Below are 13,960 nucleotides of genomic sequence, written 5' to 3' on the forward strand. Positions count from 1 at the left end.
TCGGCCTCCTCCCGAATCGGCAGGTCTTCCCGAATCGGCAGGCCTTCTTCCCGAATCGGCAGGTCTTCTTCCCGGACGCGAATCAGCTTAGCCTGCGCCGGATAAGATGCGGGCCACCGCTGGGTGAGCTGGCCGGATTCAGGGAGACGCCGATGTCCGAGCCTGTGCGCATCACCGTGAAACCTGACGGCAGCTACACCCTCCTGCGCGGGGATCGTCCGCTGATCTTCGGGCTCACGCGGGAACTCGCCTTCAGCCTCGCGGAGAGCTGCGGCGTGGTGATCGAGCGCACCTACAGCATCGGCTGAGCGACGCACGACCTCCCGCGGCGCGGCTCCGAGACCCGCTGCGGGATCCGATCGCGCCGCGGTCGGCTCCCGCCCGCGCGTCACGCGTCGAGCGGCTTCTCCGCCCGCACCATCAGGACCTGGCCCGAATGCGGGACCAGCCACGTCATCGCGTGCAGCGTGAGCGCGGCGATGCGCGTCAGGATGTTGCGGAATTCGCCCGGCCCGTGCCCGACGTTGAACGTGCCGGGCGTCACGCCCACGAAGCCGATCAGCCGCAGCATGCGGGCCAGCCGGGCGCCGTCGTAGTACATCACGTGGCCGAGCAGGCCGCGCTCGGCATCGTCCGGCCCGTCCATGAAGTGCAGGAAATCCCACTGGCCGAGGGCGAACCGGATCCGATGCTCGAGGAAGACGGCGTTCGGCGTGGTGATCACCAGCAGCCCGCCCGGCCTCAGGGCCCCGCAGGCGCCGCGCAGCAGCCGCATCGCCACCGTGTAGTCGAGGTGCTCCAGGATCTCGGTGCAGATCACGACGTCGGCGTCGCCCTCCGGCAACCGGCAATCGGGATCCCGCAGATCGCGGGGCAGGCGCGCGATGCCCCTTGCGTCGAGCCAGCCGCGGATCGTCGGCTCCGTGAAGGTCTGCGAGAGCGGATGATCGACCACCGTCCAGGACAGGCGCCCCGGCCCGATCCGCTCGGCGACGAGGTCGAACAGCAGGGGATCCGGCTTGCCCTCGTTCAGGCCCGACAGGTTGAGCACCGCGACGCGGTCGAGCTGCCGCTTGGCGACCTGTCCGAGGATCACGTCGAGCAGCCGAACCACGCGTCGCCCGTTGCTCCGATTCCAATCCCGGGAAGCGGCGCTCAGCATTCCGAAGAGGTCGCGATCCATCGCGTTGAAAGCCGAGACAGCGAAGGACACGATGTCGTGCCGCGGGCCGGAACGCCCGAATGACCGCACGAAATCCGGACGAAAGCGGCCAGCACAGGGTCCGCGCGCGCGATCCGTCCGTGCAATACTCATATCGCCTGCCCCTACGAAACCGCTCCCGGTCGGACGAGCGATACCATGCGAAGCTGACGGATACAGACGGTCAGACTGCGTAGCGCATATCGCGCAGATTTCCCGCCGCAGCGATCTCTTCAACTCTACGGAAGATCGTTCTCGCCCGCCGCATCCGGCCTCGGGTGAACGCAGGATACGGGAACCGCCCGCGGGTTCACGCGCGCACGGTCTCGCGGCGCGAACGGCCAGGAGATCCGGGCGCGTCGCCCGCCGACCTTTATCCCAGCCCGGATGCGCTGCACGACCACGGTCGACCTCCGCTCTCAACTGATGGGCGACGCGGTTCGTGAAGCATCGAGCGGGCGGCTTGAGCGGACAAACCTTGCCGAGAGCTGGCGTGAAACCGGACGTTAACCACCACGGCATAACGCTACGCTGATACCAGCCGGTCCGGGCCATGGCGGCAGCGGGCCGGGAGCGAGGTGAGGTCGCCCATGTCCCGTGTCATCGCCCACCCGGCCCGTCCGGGACAGGCCCGCCGGAGGACCCGGCGCGGCGCGTGGCGGCCGGTCGAGGCGATCGGCCTCATCGCGGCAGGACTGACGCTCCTGGTGATCGGGACCGCCCTGAGCGTGGCGGACGCGATCGATGCCTCGCTCGCCGAGTTCCCCCGCCAGCACCTCGACTGAGCAAGCGAACATCCCGCAATGTCCGGCGCGATCGCCCCGCCGGAATTCGAGGTGTCGTCTCGGGCCGCGGGCCGGTCTGGCGCGGATCTCCCTCGAGAAGAAACAGGCGATGAGGCCGGACGGTGCCGGCAATCCCCCCCTTCCTCATGACGGGCGGCGAGCGAGAGCTGCGCCCCGAAGCATCCTGAACGGTGATCCGAACGGGTGACCGTCGAGCGGGCTTCGAGGCAGCCCGCGTCTGCAGCTCAGCATGGGGAGAGGGCGATGCGCGGAAGGACGGGCGGCTATTGGCCGCCGCCGCCGGACCCGTTGCCGCCGTTCCGCCCGTACTGGGGAACGGGACGGGTCGTCTGCTCGGCGTTCGCGCCCGCCGCGGAATCGGATTCCAGCGTGCTCGCGCCGGTCCGGCCGGGCACGACCTCCACCGCACCCGGGCCGCTCTTGTCGGGCGCGCCGAGCGAGCCGGTGACGTCCGGCGAGGCGGGGGCGACCAGGACGGCACCGCCCGGGATCCGAACCGGGGTCTCGACGATCTGGGCGAGGGCGCAGGTGGGGAGGCCGAGCGCGAGCGCGGCCGTGGCGAGCCTGATCATGGTGTTCCTTGAGGTGAGGGGAGGGGCGGCGGGCCGCCGACCTGCCGGGCCAAGTCGCCAGCCAGGCGAGTCGCCAGCCAGGCGAGGGTTCGCGTCGTGCGAGCAAATTTTTTTGCACACAATCGATCGGCGCGAATCCGGGCCGGCGCGCGCCTCAGGCCAGGAAGGTCAGGACGGCCACCGCCACGGCACCGCCCGCGACCGCGAGACCGAGCAGGATCACGCTGCTCAATTGATCGGCGTCGTCGAGCGTGCGGCCCGACCGGTCGCGGAACGTATCGGAATCCATGACGATCTCCTGGTTGGCGGGATCCGGCGGGGCAACGCCCCGGCACGCGCTCCGGTCGCGCGCGATATGGCCGCACCCGACCAATAAAGCCGATCATCGGTCCGCCGCCCGGCCGGACCGACCGCAAACTCTCCGACATCCTCCGTCAGCAAGTCCGGCGCAACACACTCTATTGGGCTTGACACGTCATCTTCGACCAAAGTACGAAGACTTGCGGCCAGGGATGACGCGCATGAATAGCGAGGCGGCTTCATATAATCTGTTTTGCAGTGCACAGAAGCGGGAGCTTTATTGTGCAGTGCCGGCCTGGATGCCCGTTCCGTCATTCATCCGGATGCCGGCCTGGCAGTTCGTGACGGTCATCGACGACGTCGCCGATGCGCCCCGCGGCTTCGTCTCGGCGGCGGCCCGGCAGGCGGCACGGTGGAACGGCTACTACCTGTTCCAGTCCTGGGGCCTCGCCGTGATGCGGCGGGCGCGGCCGGACGCCATCCCGGACGCCATCCCGAACGCTGCCTGAGCCGCGCCGCCGGCGCGCGGTCGGGAATCGTTTACCGAGGCCCGCCTAGACTGGGCACGTGCCTCGCGGCGGGTCGCCGCGGCCGTTCCCGCGTCGGCGCACCGCGGCGACGCCCGATCACCGCGGTGCGTCATGTCTCTCCCGCAAGCACCGTCCGTCGACGGCTGGTCCCTCGGTCGACCCTCGCCCGCGCTCCGCGGCCTGCGACTCGGCCTGCTGGCGGGGCTCCTCACGGTCGCAGCGGTCGCGCTGCTGCTGCCCCTCGGGCTGCTCGCCGAGGGCAGCCTCGTGACGGTGTTCTTCAACACCGACCGGGCGGCCTCGGGCGCCGTCGCCCTGAGCCTCCTCTTGGCGCTCGCGGGGCTCCGGGCGCGCGCCGGAGTGCCGGCCGCTTGGCATCGGCTGGCGGCCCGGCCCGGACGGGGCGGCGCGGTCCTCGCCGCGGGCGTCGCGGCGGCGGCGGCCGGCCTCACCCTCCTGCTCCATCGCGGCCACCCGCTCTCCTACGACGAGGCGATGGCGGTCTTCGACGCGCGAATCATCGGGAGCGGGCACCTCGTCGCACCGCTGCCGGAGGCGTGGCGGGACTACGCCCCGGCCCTGGCGCCCTTCTTCCTGCTCCCCGTCCCGGGGCACGCGGGCTGGGTCTCGTCCTACCTGCCGGTCAACGCGGCCCTTCGGGCGGGCTTCGGGCTCCTCGGCCTCGAAGCCCTGACCGGACCGATCCTGGCCGCGGCGGCGGCGTGGCTCGTCGTCGCCGTCGCCCGGCGCCTGTGGCCGGCCAGACCCGACGCCGCGATCCTCGCGGGCCTGCTCCTGGCCACCGCCCCGCAGGTGCTGGTGACGGCGACCACCGCCTACGCGATGACCGCCCACCTCACCCTCAACCTGCTCTGGCTGCGCCTCTTCCTGCGGGGCGGGCGGCTCGGCCACGCGGGCGCCGCCGTGGTCGCCTTCCTGGCCTGCGGGTTGCACCAGATCGTCTTCCACCCCCTGTTCGCGCTTCCCTTCCTGGCGGGCCTGCTGCCGGCCCGGCGCTGGCGCCTCGCCGGCTTCTACCTCGCGGCCTACGCCCTGATCGGAATAGTCTGGGTGCTGTACTGGAAGCTGGCCGTGGCAGCCTCCGGGCTCGCGCAGCAGGAAGCCGGCGCCGGCCTGGGGGGCGGCTACCTCGCGGCGCGCGCCGCCGAGCAGATCGGCACGGTCGGCCCCTTCGCGCGCGACCAGATGGTCAAGAACCTCGTGCGCTTCCTCATCTGGGAGAATCCCCTGGTCCTGCCGCTCGGCCTCCTGGCCTGGCCGGCCCTGCGCCGGGGCGACGGGGTGCTGCGGCCGCTCGCGGCGGGCCTCCTGCTCACCTGCGCGGCGATGGCGGTTCTCTCGCCCTTCCAGGGCCACGGCTGGGGCTACCGCTACCTGCACGGGATGATCGGCAGCGCCTGCCTGCTCGCCGCCGCCGGCTGGATCGAGGCGACGCGGGGCCGCGCGCCCGACGCGCTCGCGCGGGCGCGCGGCAGCGTGGGCCTTGCCTGCCTCGCCTGCCTCGCCCTGGTGCTTCCGGTGCACGCGCGCGTGGCGCACGCTTTCGCGGCCCCCTACGTGGCGGCCGACGCGGCGATCGCCCGCGCGGAGGCCGACATCGTCGTCGTCAACGACGACAGGCTCGCCTTCGCGGCCGACCTCGTGCGCAACGCGCCCGACCTCTCGAACCGCCCGCTGCGGCTCCACCTGCAGGCGATGGACGCCGCGCAGCTCGAAACCCTGTGCGGGCGCGGGCGGATCGCCACCTTCGCGGCGGAGCAGGGCCACCGGCTCGGCATCCCCGAATTCGTGACCCCGCGGGCGCGGGTGCCGCTGCCGATCCCCTGCGCGACGACGCCCGTCCCGGTGCCCTGAACCTGCATGCGAGGGGGCCTCGGCTCGGCGGCGGGAACCGCGCGGGGACGATGACCCGAGCGGCCGTCTCGCGGCCCGATCCGCCCGAGGGTGCCGCCGGCCCGCCCGCATGCGGCTGCTCGGGCAGCCTCTAAATAGAAACTCGCTATGCTGGCGTGCGAGACTCTGATCTTATACACGCTCAGGTTTCATCCGTGAGGGACGGCGAAGCCGGTGCGCAACTCATACCCAATCCGCTCGATCCCTCCGGGATGGCGGATTTGGGCTTCGCTCAGGCGCCGCTCAGGCGCGTGAGACGGGATCCGCTTCGATCAAGCGGATCCCGTATCATACGTTTTCCGGAACTGACTTTGCGGAAAACGGATCACCCCTCGATGCGGGAGAAATCCGCCACCGCCAGGGTCGCGGTCCGCAGGGCGCCGAGGAGCGCGAGGCGGTTCTCCCGCATGGCCGGGTCCTCGGCATTCACCGTGACCTTGTCGAAGAAGGCGTCGACCGGGGCGCGCAGGCCGGCGAGGGCCCGCATGGCGCCCTCGAAATCCTCCGCCGCCACCGCCCGCTCGGCCGCGCCCCGCGCCGCCGCGAGGGCCTCGGCGAGCGCCGTCTCCTCGGGCAGGGCGAAGCGCGCCGGGTCGGGCGCGCCGTCATGGGCGCGGCCGTCCTTCGTCTCCTCGATGCGCAGGATGTTGGCCGCGCGCCGGTAGCCGGCCAGGAGGTTGGTGCCGTCCTCGGTGTCGAGGAGGCGGCCGAGCGCCTCGACCCGCCGGACGACCAGCAGCAGGTCGTCCTGGCCCGGCAGGGCGAAGACCGCGTCGATCAGGTCGTGGCGGGCGCCCTGGTCGCGCAGGTGGACCTTGAGGCGGTCGGCGAAGAAGCCGAGGAGGTCCGCCGCGAAGCCGCCCGGCGCGGCCCCGTGCCCGCCCGCCGCCGCCGCGAGGGCGGGGAGGAGGGGCAGGCGCGCCCCGGCGCCGAGCACGAGGCGGATCACGCCGAGCGCCGCCCGCCGCAGGGCGTAGGGGTCCTTGCTGCCGGTCGGCTTCTCGTCGACGGACCAGAAGCCCACCAGGGTGTCGAGCTTGTCGGCGAGCGCCACCGCCACCGAGACCGGCCCGGTCGGCACCCGGTCGCCGGGCCCGAGCGGCTTGTAGTGCTCCTCGATCGCGGCGGCCACCGCCTCCGGCTCGCCCTGGAGCTCCGCGTAGTAGCGGCCCATCAGGCCCTGCAATTCGGGAAACTCGCCGACCATCTCGGTGACGAGGTCGGCCTTGGCGAGGCGCGCCGCCCGCTCGGCCTCGGCCGGATCGGCCCCGACCACCGGGGCGAAGGCCCGGGCCAGGGCGGCGATGCGGCCGACCCGCGCCGCCTGGGTGCCGAGCTTCTCGTGGAAGACGATGTCGTCGAGCTTCGGCAGGCGCTCCGCCAGGGGGATCTTCCTGTCGGTCTCCCAGAAGAACTTCGCGTCCGAGAGCCGGGCCCGCACCACGCGCTCGTTGCCCGCCACGATCGCCGCCCCGCCGTCCGAGGCGGCGAGGTTCGAGACCAGGATGAAGGCGTTGGCGAGCCGCTCGCGGCCCTTGGCCGCCGGATCCGCCGCGGGCGCGCGCAGGACGAAGCACTTCTGGTTCGCCCGGATCGTGGCGCGGATCACCTCGGGCGGGATGTCGAGGAAGCTCGCGTCGAAGGCGCCCATCAGGGTCACGGGCCACTCGACGAGGCCGGCCACCTCCTCCAGCAGGCCCTCGTCCTCGACGAGGTCGAGGCCGCGGGCGAAGGCGAGGTCGCGGGCATCGTGCAGGATGATGTCCTTGCGGCGATCCGCGTCGAGCACGACCTTGGCGCGCTCCAGCGCCGGCAGGTAATCGGCGAAGCGGCGCACCTCGATCGGGCCGGGGCTGAGGAAACGGTGGCCGTAGGTGGTGAAACCCGCCTCGATCCCGTCGACCCGGAAGGGCACCCGCTCGGGCGTCTCGGTCTCGGGACCGAACGTGGCCACGATGGCGTGGAGCGGGCGCACCCAGCGCAGGGCGCCGGGCTCGGCCGAGGCCGCGCCCCAGCGCATGGATTTCGGCCACGGGAAGGCGCGGATGATCGCGGGCAGGATCTCGGCCAGCACGTCGAGCGTCTCGCGGCCGGGCCGCTCGATCACCGCCACGTAGAACTCGCCCTTCTTCGGGTCGGCGACGACCCGGGCCTGGTCGAGGCTCGCGAGCCCGGCGCTCTTGAGGAAGCCCTGCACGGCGGCCTCGGGCGCGCCCACGCGGGGTCCCTTGCGCTCCTCGCGCACGTCCTGGCCGCGCACGGGGAGCCCCGCGACGTGGAGGGCGAGGCGCCGGGGCGTCGAGAAGGCCTTGGCGCCCTCGTAAAGGAAGCCGCGCTCGACCAGCGCGTCGGTGACGAGCTTGCGCAGGTCCTCGGCGGCCCTGCGCTGCATGCGGGCGGGGATTTCCTCGGAGAAGAGTTCGAGCAGGAGGTCGGGCATCGGGCACCGGGGATCGGGGGAGGCGGGCGGGCCTCGGACGGGACGGCGGAGAGCCGGGGAGGGGCGTCGCGGAAGAGGATCCTCGGGCGCCTCAGCCGGCCGCGCCCCCCGCCTGGGTGCGCAGCCACGCCGCGCCGCAGGCCTTGGCGAGGTCGCGCACCCGCAGGATGTAGCTCTGGCGCTCCGTCACCGAGATCACCCCGCGCGCGTCGAGCAGGTTGAAGACGTGGCTCGCCTTGATGCACTGGTCGTAGGCCGGCTGCGCCATCCGGTGGCGGGCGTCGTTCGCCGCCGGGCCTGGCTCGCCGAAGTCGAGGTAGCGGCGGCAGGCCGCCTCCGCGTCGCGGAAGTGGCGGAAGAGCATCTCGGTATCCGCCGCCTCGAAATTGTGGCGCGAGTATTCCTGCTCGGCCTGCAGGAACACGTCGCCGTAGCTGACCCGCTCCGGCCCGTCGAGGCCGTTGAAGTTGAGGTCGTAGACGTTCTCGACGCCCTGGACGTACATGGCGAGGCGCTCGAGCCCGTAGGTGAGCTCGCCCGCCACCGGGGCGCATTCGAAGCCCGCGACCTGCTGGAAGTAGGTGAACTGGCTCACCTCCATCCCGTCGCACCAGCATTCCCAGCCGAGGCCCCAGGCGCCCAGCGTCGGGCTCTCCCAGTCGTCCTCGACGAAGCGTATGTCGTGGAGGGCGAGGTCGACCCCGATTACCCGCAGCGAGGCGAGGTAGAGGTCCTGCAGGTCGGGCGGATTCGGCTTCAGGATGACCTGGAACTGGTAATAGTGCTGGAGCCGGTTCGGGTTCTCGCCGTAGCGCCCGTCCTTCGGGCGGCGCGAGGGCTGCACGTAGGCGGCCTTCCACGGCCGGGGCCCGAGCGCCCGCAGGGTCGTCGCCGGGTGGAAGGTGCCGGCGCCCACCTCCATGTCGTAGGGCTGCAGGATCACGCAGCCCTGCGCGGCCCAGAAGCGCTGCAGCGTCAGGATCAGGCCCTGGAACGAGCGCGTCGGCTGAAGGGCGTCGTCGGTGGCGGTCATCGGGTTCTCGCGGACAGGCCCGGCCCGTTTACGGGCGGGCCTCCCCAAGTCAACCCGGAGCTCTCAACCCGGAGCTCTCAACCCGATCCTCCTAGAGGCCGAAGCGCGCATAGGCGGCGCGCTCCTCCAGCACGGCCAGCGCGCCCTCGACCAGGGCGAGGCCCTCCGCGCCGGGCTCCCTGCGCCGCAGCAGCCGGGCGAGGAGGCCGCCGCGCACCTGCTCGACGACGCGGATCTCGACCTTGTCGCCGTAGCGGGCGCGCAGCACCCCGCGCAGATCGCCGAGGGCGTCGACGAGGCCGAGGGCGAGGGCCTGGCGCCCGCTCCAGACCGCGCCGGAAAACAGGTCGGCCGGTTCCCCCGACAGGGAGGGCCGGCGGGCGCGCACGAGGTCGGTGAACAGGGCCTGGATGTCCGCCTGGATCCCCTTGAGCCGGGCGACGTCGGCGGGGTCCTCCGGCCGGAAGGGATCCAGCATCGCCTTCGAGGGGCCGGTCGTGTGCACCCGCCGCTCGACGCCGAGCCGCTCGAGCAGGCCCTGGAAGCCGAACCCGGCCGAGACCACCCCGATCGAGCCGACGAGGGAGGAGGGATCCGCGACGATCTCGTCGGCCGCGCAGGCGATCATGTAGCCGCCGGAGGCCGCCACATCCTCCACGAAGGCGAGCACTGGCAGCTTCTTCTCCTCGGCCAGGGCCCGGATCCGGTGATGGATCAGGTGCGACTGCGCCGCCGAGCCCCCTGGTGAGTTGATGACGAGCGCCACCGCCTTGAGGCCCGGCAGCCCGAAGGCCCGCTCCAGGGCCGGCGCGCAGGTGCCGAGGGACAGGCCCTGGCGCAGCGGCGAGACCGCGCCGATCGGGCCGCTGAGACGCACCACCGCGACGAGCGGGTGATCGCGCCGCCAGCGCGCGGGCAGGAGGGCGCGCAGGGCGGTGCGGAAGGCGGACGGCATGGCGGGTCGGGTCTCCCTCGGGTCGACCCGGCGGAGGTAGGCCGCGCCGCCGCCGCCCGCAAGCGCGACCTCTCGGTGGTTATTACGGACAGATGTCCGGCAGAATTGTGCCAAGTCTTGATTGAATGTTCACAGGGAAAGCATAGAATCGGGCGGCGGCTCACCGGTCCAACCCGTTTCCGAGGGGGGCCCGCGGGCGCGCATGAGGTCGGGCGTCCGCGCAGGGGCGCCCTCGTCTTGTCTCGCGTGCCCGCCGCAGGCCGCGCCGGGGACGGAACTCGGGAGAGCGTGGATGCGTGTTCTTCGTTGGGTGACGGTCGTCCTGACCCTCGTCCTGGGCAGCCTCGGCCTCACGGCGGGCCGGAGCGAGGCGGCGGCCCTGCCGACCGCCGGCGCCATCGCCGCGGGCGACCTCTCGACGGCGGCCTCGCACGTCGAGAAGGCCTACTACTACCGGCGCTACTACTACCGGCCCTATCGCCGCTACGGCTACTACCGGCCGTACCGCCGCTACTATTACTACCGGCCGTATCGGCGCTACTACTACTACCGGCCGTACCGGCGCTATTACGGGCCGCGCTTCTACTTCTAGAGCATTGTCCGACGAAGCGGGCCGCCGGTTCGCCGCAGGCCATGCGGCACGCGCAAGAACCCGGAGCAGGAGCCGATCGCGACCCGGTCGGATCCCGCTCGCGGGATGACCGGACGAGCGCCTCGCGGCGCCCGGCCGCGCGGAGAGCCCCGCGCGGGGAGCCTCACGCCAGCACCGCCTCGCCGCGATGCAGCGCCTCCGCGAGGGCGGTGAAGCGGCCGTCCGGGCCGTGCAGGACCAGCGGCGGCAGGAGCGCGAACGGCGCCCGGCTGCCGCGCCGGCCCGCGATCAGCACCCGCGAGGCCGGGGTCTCGGCGCGGGGCTGGACCGGGCGCACCGCGACTGCCCCGAATCGCCCGGCGAGGGCGCGCAGGCAGGTCGGCAGCGCGTCGGCCCGGTGGATCAGCACGAGGCGGCCGCCGGGGCGCAGGAGATCCGCGCAGGTGCGCAGCCACGCGTCGAGCCCCCCTTCCGGCAGCGCGTGGGCCGCCGCGCGCGCGGCCACCGGCGAGGGCCGGTGCCCGGCGCCCTCGAAGAAGGGCGGGTTCGTCAGCACGAGATCGGCCGCGTCCGGCATCAGGCCCGCGGCGCGGCGCGCCGCGGCGGGGGCGGTGACGTCGGCTTCGAGCACGGCGACGCGCCCGGCGAGGCCGTTGGCGGCGGCGTTGGCCCGCGCGAGGGCGGCGGCCTCCCCATCCCGCTCGACCAGCACGACGCGGCAGAGCGGCGCCCGCAGGGCCACCGCGAGGCCGACCGCCCCGGTTCCGGCGCCGAGATCGTAGACGTCCCCCTCCGGCGCGCCGGCCGCCGCGGCGAGCAGCGCCGCATCCGTGCCGGCCCGGTGCGCGCCCGGCGGCGGCTGGCGCAGGCGCAGCCGACCGCCGAGCCAGGCCTGCGGCTCAGGGCCGGGCGGCATCGCGCAACTCGTGGGCGAGTCCCGCGTCGGTGAGCAGGCGGCGGGCCTGGGCGGCGTGGTCCCCGGGCACGAGCAGGCGGCGCGGGAAGGCGCCGATCATGCCCTCGAGGGCGCTGATGTGCGAATCGGCCACGAGCACCGGGATCGCGGCGCCCTCCAGCAGCGACTGCGCGAAGCCGATCAGCACGATGTCGTTGGTGCGCAGGATCTCGACCATGGCGCAGTCTTGCCCCGGCCGGGCCGGCGGCGCCAGCCTCAGGCGGGGAAGCGCACGCGCGTCGTCACCCCGGGCCCGCTCGTGATCTCGACCTCGCCGCCGAGCTGGCGGGCCAGCGAGCGCACGATGCGGAGGCCGAGGCTGCGGCTGGTCTCCGGGTCGAAGCCGGGCGGGAGGCCGACCCCGTCGTCCCGGATCGCCAGGTCGAGGTCGTCCCCGGCCCGGTCCAGCGTGATCGCCACCTGCCCGCTCCGCTCGTCCGGGAAGGCGTGCTTGACCGCGTTCGTCACGGTCTCGGCGACGATGAGCGCGAGCGGGACCAGCCGGCGCAGGTCGAGGCGCACCCCCGGCGCGGCGACGTCGCAGCGGATCCGCCCGGCCGCCCCCACGGCCTCCAGCAGGTCGGCGCAGAGGTCGCGCAGCTGCTCCTCGACCGGGCGCTCCGCCGCCTGCGGGTCGTGCAGGCGGCGGTGGATGCGGGCCATCAGGGCGAGGCGTCCCTGCGCCCGCTCCAGCACCTCGACCGGGTCGCAGGGCTCGCCCTCCTGCAGGCGGCGCTGCTCCAGCCGCAGCAGGCTGGCGATGAGGCTGAGATTGTTGGCGACCCGGTGCTGCAATTCCTCGAACATGGCCGCGGAGCGGTCCCGCTCCTCGATCAGGTCGTCGAGCGTGCGGTTGAGCGCGTCGATGATCCAGAGCACGGCGCCGGTGGTGCACAGGTAGAGGCCGAGGGCGACGGCGCCGCCCGGCCAGCCCACCGGCCTCGCCGGTGCGGTGGGCCAGAACAGCAGGATCGCGGCGCCCGCGGTCAGCAGGACCGTGACCGCGCCCGCCCGCACCCCGCCCAGCACCGCGGCCGCGACCACCGCGGGGAAGAAGGTGATGAAGGGCACGCCCTGCACGCTGCTGCCGAGGGCCGCGCGCAGCGCCACGGCGGTCAGGAACAGGAGGAGGCCGATCCCGTGCCCGAGCCAGGGATTCCGGCGAAAGCGCTGCATCGCCCGGATGAGCGTCATGGCCGCATCCCGCCCCGATGCGCGGCGTCGCCGCGCGCCGCGGCCCCGGCGCGTCCGCACGCGGCCGGCCGGAGCCCCTGATCCGCCTCAGGATTTCGACGCTCAACCAACACGTTTATACCCTCGGAACTGCTTAGCAGTCCGAGCAGCGGCCCGGAAGCCCGCTGCGGGCCGACCGGCCTGCTTCCCTAATCCGCTGCGGGCTGCCGGGCTGGCGAATTGACGATTGTTGACAATCGTCAATTTCAGGATAGGGTCCCGCCGCAGCAGCCGGGCCGGACGGACCGCGGTCATCCGCCCCTCGGCCGGGGCCGGTCCCGGCCCGGCTGCGGCACCTCTCTCGCGGAGCCGCCGGCATGGCACGCCCCTTGGTGACCCCGATCCGCCTCGCCGCCGCCCTCGGCTGGCTCGCCCTCGCGGGCTGCGACGAGCAGAAGGCGCCGGCCGCGGGGGAGGGCAGCGGGGCCAGGCCGGTCCTGGTCCAGCGCGCCACCTTCGAGGACCGGGTGCCGAGCCGCACCTTCGTGGGCACGATCCGGCCGCGCATCGAGAGCGATCTCGGCTTCCGGGTGCAAGGGAAGATCGAGACGCGCCTCGTGAATGTCGGCGACGTGGTGCGGGCGGGCCAGCCCCTGGCGCGGCTCGACGAGGTCGACCTGCGCCTCCAGACCGAGCAGGCGCAGGCCGAACTCGCCGCCGCCACGGCGTCCCTGGCCCAGGCCGAGGCGGATCTGCGGCGCACCGCCACGCTGGCCGGCCAGGGCTGGAGCGCCGCCGCCTCCCTCGACCGCCAGAAGGCGGCGGCCGAGGAGGCGCGCGGCCGGCTGCTGCGGGCCGAGCGCGCCCTGATGCTCGCCCGCAACGCCGTCTCCTACGCGGTGCTGGCGGCGGACGCGGACGGGGTCGTGACCGCGGCCCTGGTCGAGCCCGGGCAGGTGGTGGCGCCGGGCCAGGCCGCGATCCGCCTCGCCCGCACGGCCGAGAAGGAGGCGGTGATCGCTGTCCCCGAGGCCCTGATCGGGCAGGTGCGGGAGGGCGCCGCCACGGTCGGCCTGTGGTCCGACCCGAAGGCGAAGCTCGCGGCGCGGCTGCGCGAACTCGCGCCGGCGGCCGACGCGGCCACCCGCACCTACCTCGCCCGCTTCTCGCTTCCCGACGCCGATGCGCGGGTCCAGCTCGGCATGACCGCCACCGTGACGCTGTCCGGCGCCTCGGCCGAGCGGATCGTCCGCGTCCCGCTCTCGGCCCTGTACAATCAGGGCGGCGGGCCGGCGGTCTGGACCGTGGACGAGGCCGGCGGGCTCAGCCTCAAGCCGGTCACCGTCGCCGCCTACGAGGCGCAGGACGCGCTCGTCGCGGGCGGACTCGCGGAGGGTGAGCGGTTCGTGCGCCTGGGCGTGCACAAGCTCGATGCCGGGCAGCGCGTGCGCGTCGTCGACGCGCTGCGCTTCTGACCGGGGGAAGGGTC

At 73.4% G+C, this 13,960-nt stretch carries 15 protein-coding genes; 6 read left to right on the forward strand and 9 right to left on the reverse strand.

Translation table 11 applies throughout. The features are described from left to right. Nucleotides 1-152 precede the first annotated feature (152 nt). The gene (locus tag MET2598_RS42125; RefSeq protein WP_012332610.1) at nt 153-308 is read left to right on the forward strand and encodes a hypothetical protein; all 156 of its coding nucleotides are present in this window, start codon (nt 153-155) and stop codon (nt 306-308) included. Between the two features lie 80 nt (nt 309-388). On the opposite strand, the gene MET2598_RS0110140 is transcribed toward MET2598_RS42125, so the two are convergent. Further along, on the reverse strand, nt 389-1,114 hold the full coding sequence (locus MET2598_RS0110140; RefSeq protein ID WP_236728704.1) for a class I SAM-dependent methyltransferase: 726 nt from the start codon (nt 1,112-1,114) through the stop codon (nt 389-391). A gap of 677 nt (nt 1,115-1,791) precedes the next feature. Between MET2598_RS0110140 and MET2598_RS0110145 the strand changes: the two genes are divergently transcribed. Continuing rightward, complete coding sequence (locus MET2598_RS0110145) at nt 1,792-1,986, forward strand: hypothetical protein (protein ID WP_012332608.1); 195 nt, start codon at nt 1,792-1,794, stop codon at nt 1,984-1,986. A 284-nt stretch (nt 1,987-2,270) separates the two neighbouring features. Here the strand turns inward: MET2598_RS0110145 and MET2598_RS0110150 are convergent, their stop codons facing one another. Beyond that, nucleotides 2,271-2,579, reverse strand: a complete 309-nt coding sequence (locus MET2598_RS0110150; protein WP_012332607.1) for a hypothetical protein — start codon at nt 2,577-2,579, stop codon at nt 2,271-2,273. A 154-nt stretch (nt 2,580-2,733) separates the two neighbouring features. Next, nucleotides 2,734-2,868, reverse strand: coding sequence for a hypothetical protein (locus tag MET2598_RS43355; protein ID WP_012332606.1), 135 nt, complete (start codon nt 2,866-2,868; stop codon nt 2,734-2,736). Between the two features lie 310 nt (nt 2,869-3,178). Here MET2598_RS43355 and MET2598_RS42130 point away from each other — a divergent pair, with 310 nt between their 5' ends. Both MET2598_RS42130 and MET2598_RS0110165 read left to right on the forward strand, forming a co-directional pair. Further along, nucleotides 3,179-3,388 carry a hypothetical protein gene (locus MET2598_RS42130; protein ID WP_198293010.1) on the forward strand — a complete coding sequence of 70 codons (210 nt, stop codon included), beginning with the start codon at nt 3,179-3,181 and terminating at the stop codon, nt 3,386-3,388. Between the two features lie 132 nt (nt 3,389-3,520). After that, the gene (locus MET2598_RS0110165; protein WP_018260763.1) at nt 3,521-5,284 is read left to right on the forward strand and encodes a hypothetical protein; all 1,764 of its coding nucleotides are present in this window, start codon (nt 3,521-3,523) and stop codon (nt 5,282-5,284) included. A 364-nt stretch (nt 5,285-5,648) separates the two neighbouring features. Here MET2598_RS0110165 and glyS read toward each other — a convergent pair whose 3' ends face one another. The 3 genes from glyS to MET2598_RS0110180 form a co-directional block, all read right to left on the reverse strand. Then, entirely contained in the window at nt 5,649-7,763 is a 2,115-nt protein-coding gene (gene glyS / locus MET2598_RS0110170; RefSeq protein ID WP_018260764.1) for a glycine--tRNA ligase subunit beta, read from the reverse strand. 91 nt (nt 7,764-7,854) lie between these two features. After that, entirely contained in the window at nt 7,855-8,796 is a 942-nt protein-coding gene (locus MET2598_RS0110175; RefSeq protein WP_012332602.1) for a glycine--tRNA ligase subunit alpha, read from the reverse strand. Between the two features lie 91 nt (nt 8,797-8,887). Then, on the reverse strand, nt 8,888-9,751 hold the full coding sequence (locus tag MET2598_RS0110180) for a S49 family peptidase (RefSeq protein WP_018260765.1): 864 nt from the start codon (nt 9,749-9,751) through the stop codon (nt 8,888-8,890). Between the two features lie 292 nt (nt 9,752-10,043). On the opposite strand from MET2598_RS0110180, the gene MET2598_RS0110185 reads away from it, so the two are divergent. Beyond that, entirely contained in the window at nt 10,044-10,343 is a 300-nt protein-coding gene (locus MET2598_RS0110185; protein ID WP_236728705.1) for a hypothetical protein, read from the forward strand. A gap of 163 nt (nt 10,344-10,506) precedes the next feature. On the opposite strand, the gene MET2598_RS0110190 is transcribed toward MET2598_RS0110185, so the two are convergent. From MET2598_RS0110190 to MET2598_RS0110200, 3 genes are read right to left on the reverse strand one after another with little or no spacing between them, the layout of a single operon-like run. Continuing rightward, nucleotides 10,507-11,259, reverse strand: coding sequence for a tRNA1(Val) (adenine(37)-N6)-methyltransferase (locus tag MET2598_RS0110190; protein ID WP_012332599.1), 753 nt, complete (start codon nt 11,257-11,259; stop codon nt 10,507-10,509). Then, nucleotides 11,243-11,476, reverse strand: a complete 234-nt coding sequence (locus MET2598_RS0110195; protein WP_012332598.1) for a putative signal transducing protein — start codon at nt 11,474-11,476, stop codon at nt 11,243-11,245. Before MET2598_RS0110195 ends, MET2598_RS0110190 begins: the two co-directional genes overlap by 17 nt. 38 nt (nt 11,477-11,514) lie before the next feature. Continuing rightward, nucleotides 11,515-12,492: a sensor histidine kinase gene (locus tag MET2598_RS0110200; protein ID WP_018260767.1), complete on the reverse strand. Its 978-nt coding sequence runs from the start codon at nt 12,490-12,492 to the stop codon at nt 11,515-11,517. A gap of 356 nt (nt 12,493-12,848) precedes the next feature. Here MET2598_RS0110200 and MET2598_RS0110205 point away from each other — a divergent pair, with 356 nt between their 5' ends. Beyond that, on the forward strand, nt 12,849-13,946 hold the full coding sequence (locus MET2598_RS0110205; protein ID WP_020493646.1) for an efflux RND transporter periplasmic adaptor subunit: 1,098 nt from the start codon (nt 12,849-12,851) through the stop codon (nt 13,944-13,946). Nucleotides 13,947-13,960 lie beyond the last annotated feature (14 nt).

Origin of the sequence: Methylobacterium sp. WSM2598, assembly GCF_000379105.1 — a bacterium.
GTDB lineage: Bacteria > Pseudomonadota > Alphaproteobacteria > Rhizobiales > Beijerinckiaceae > Methylobacterium.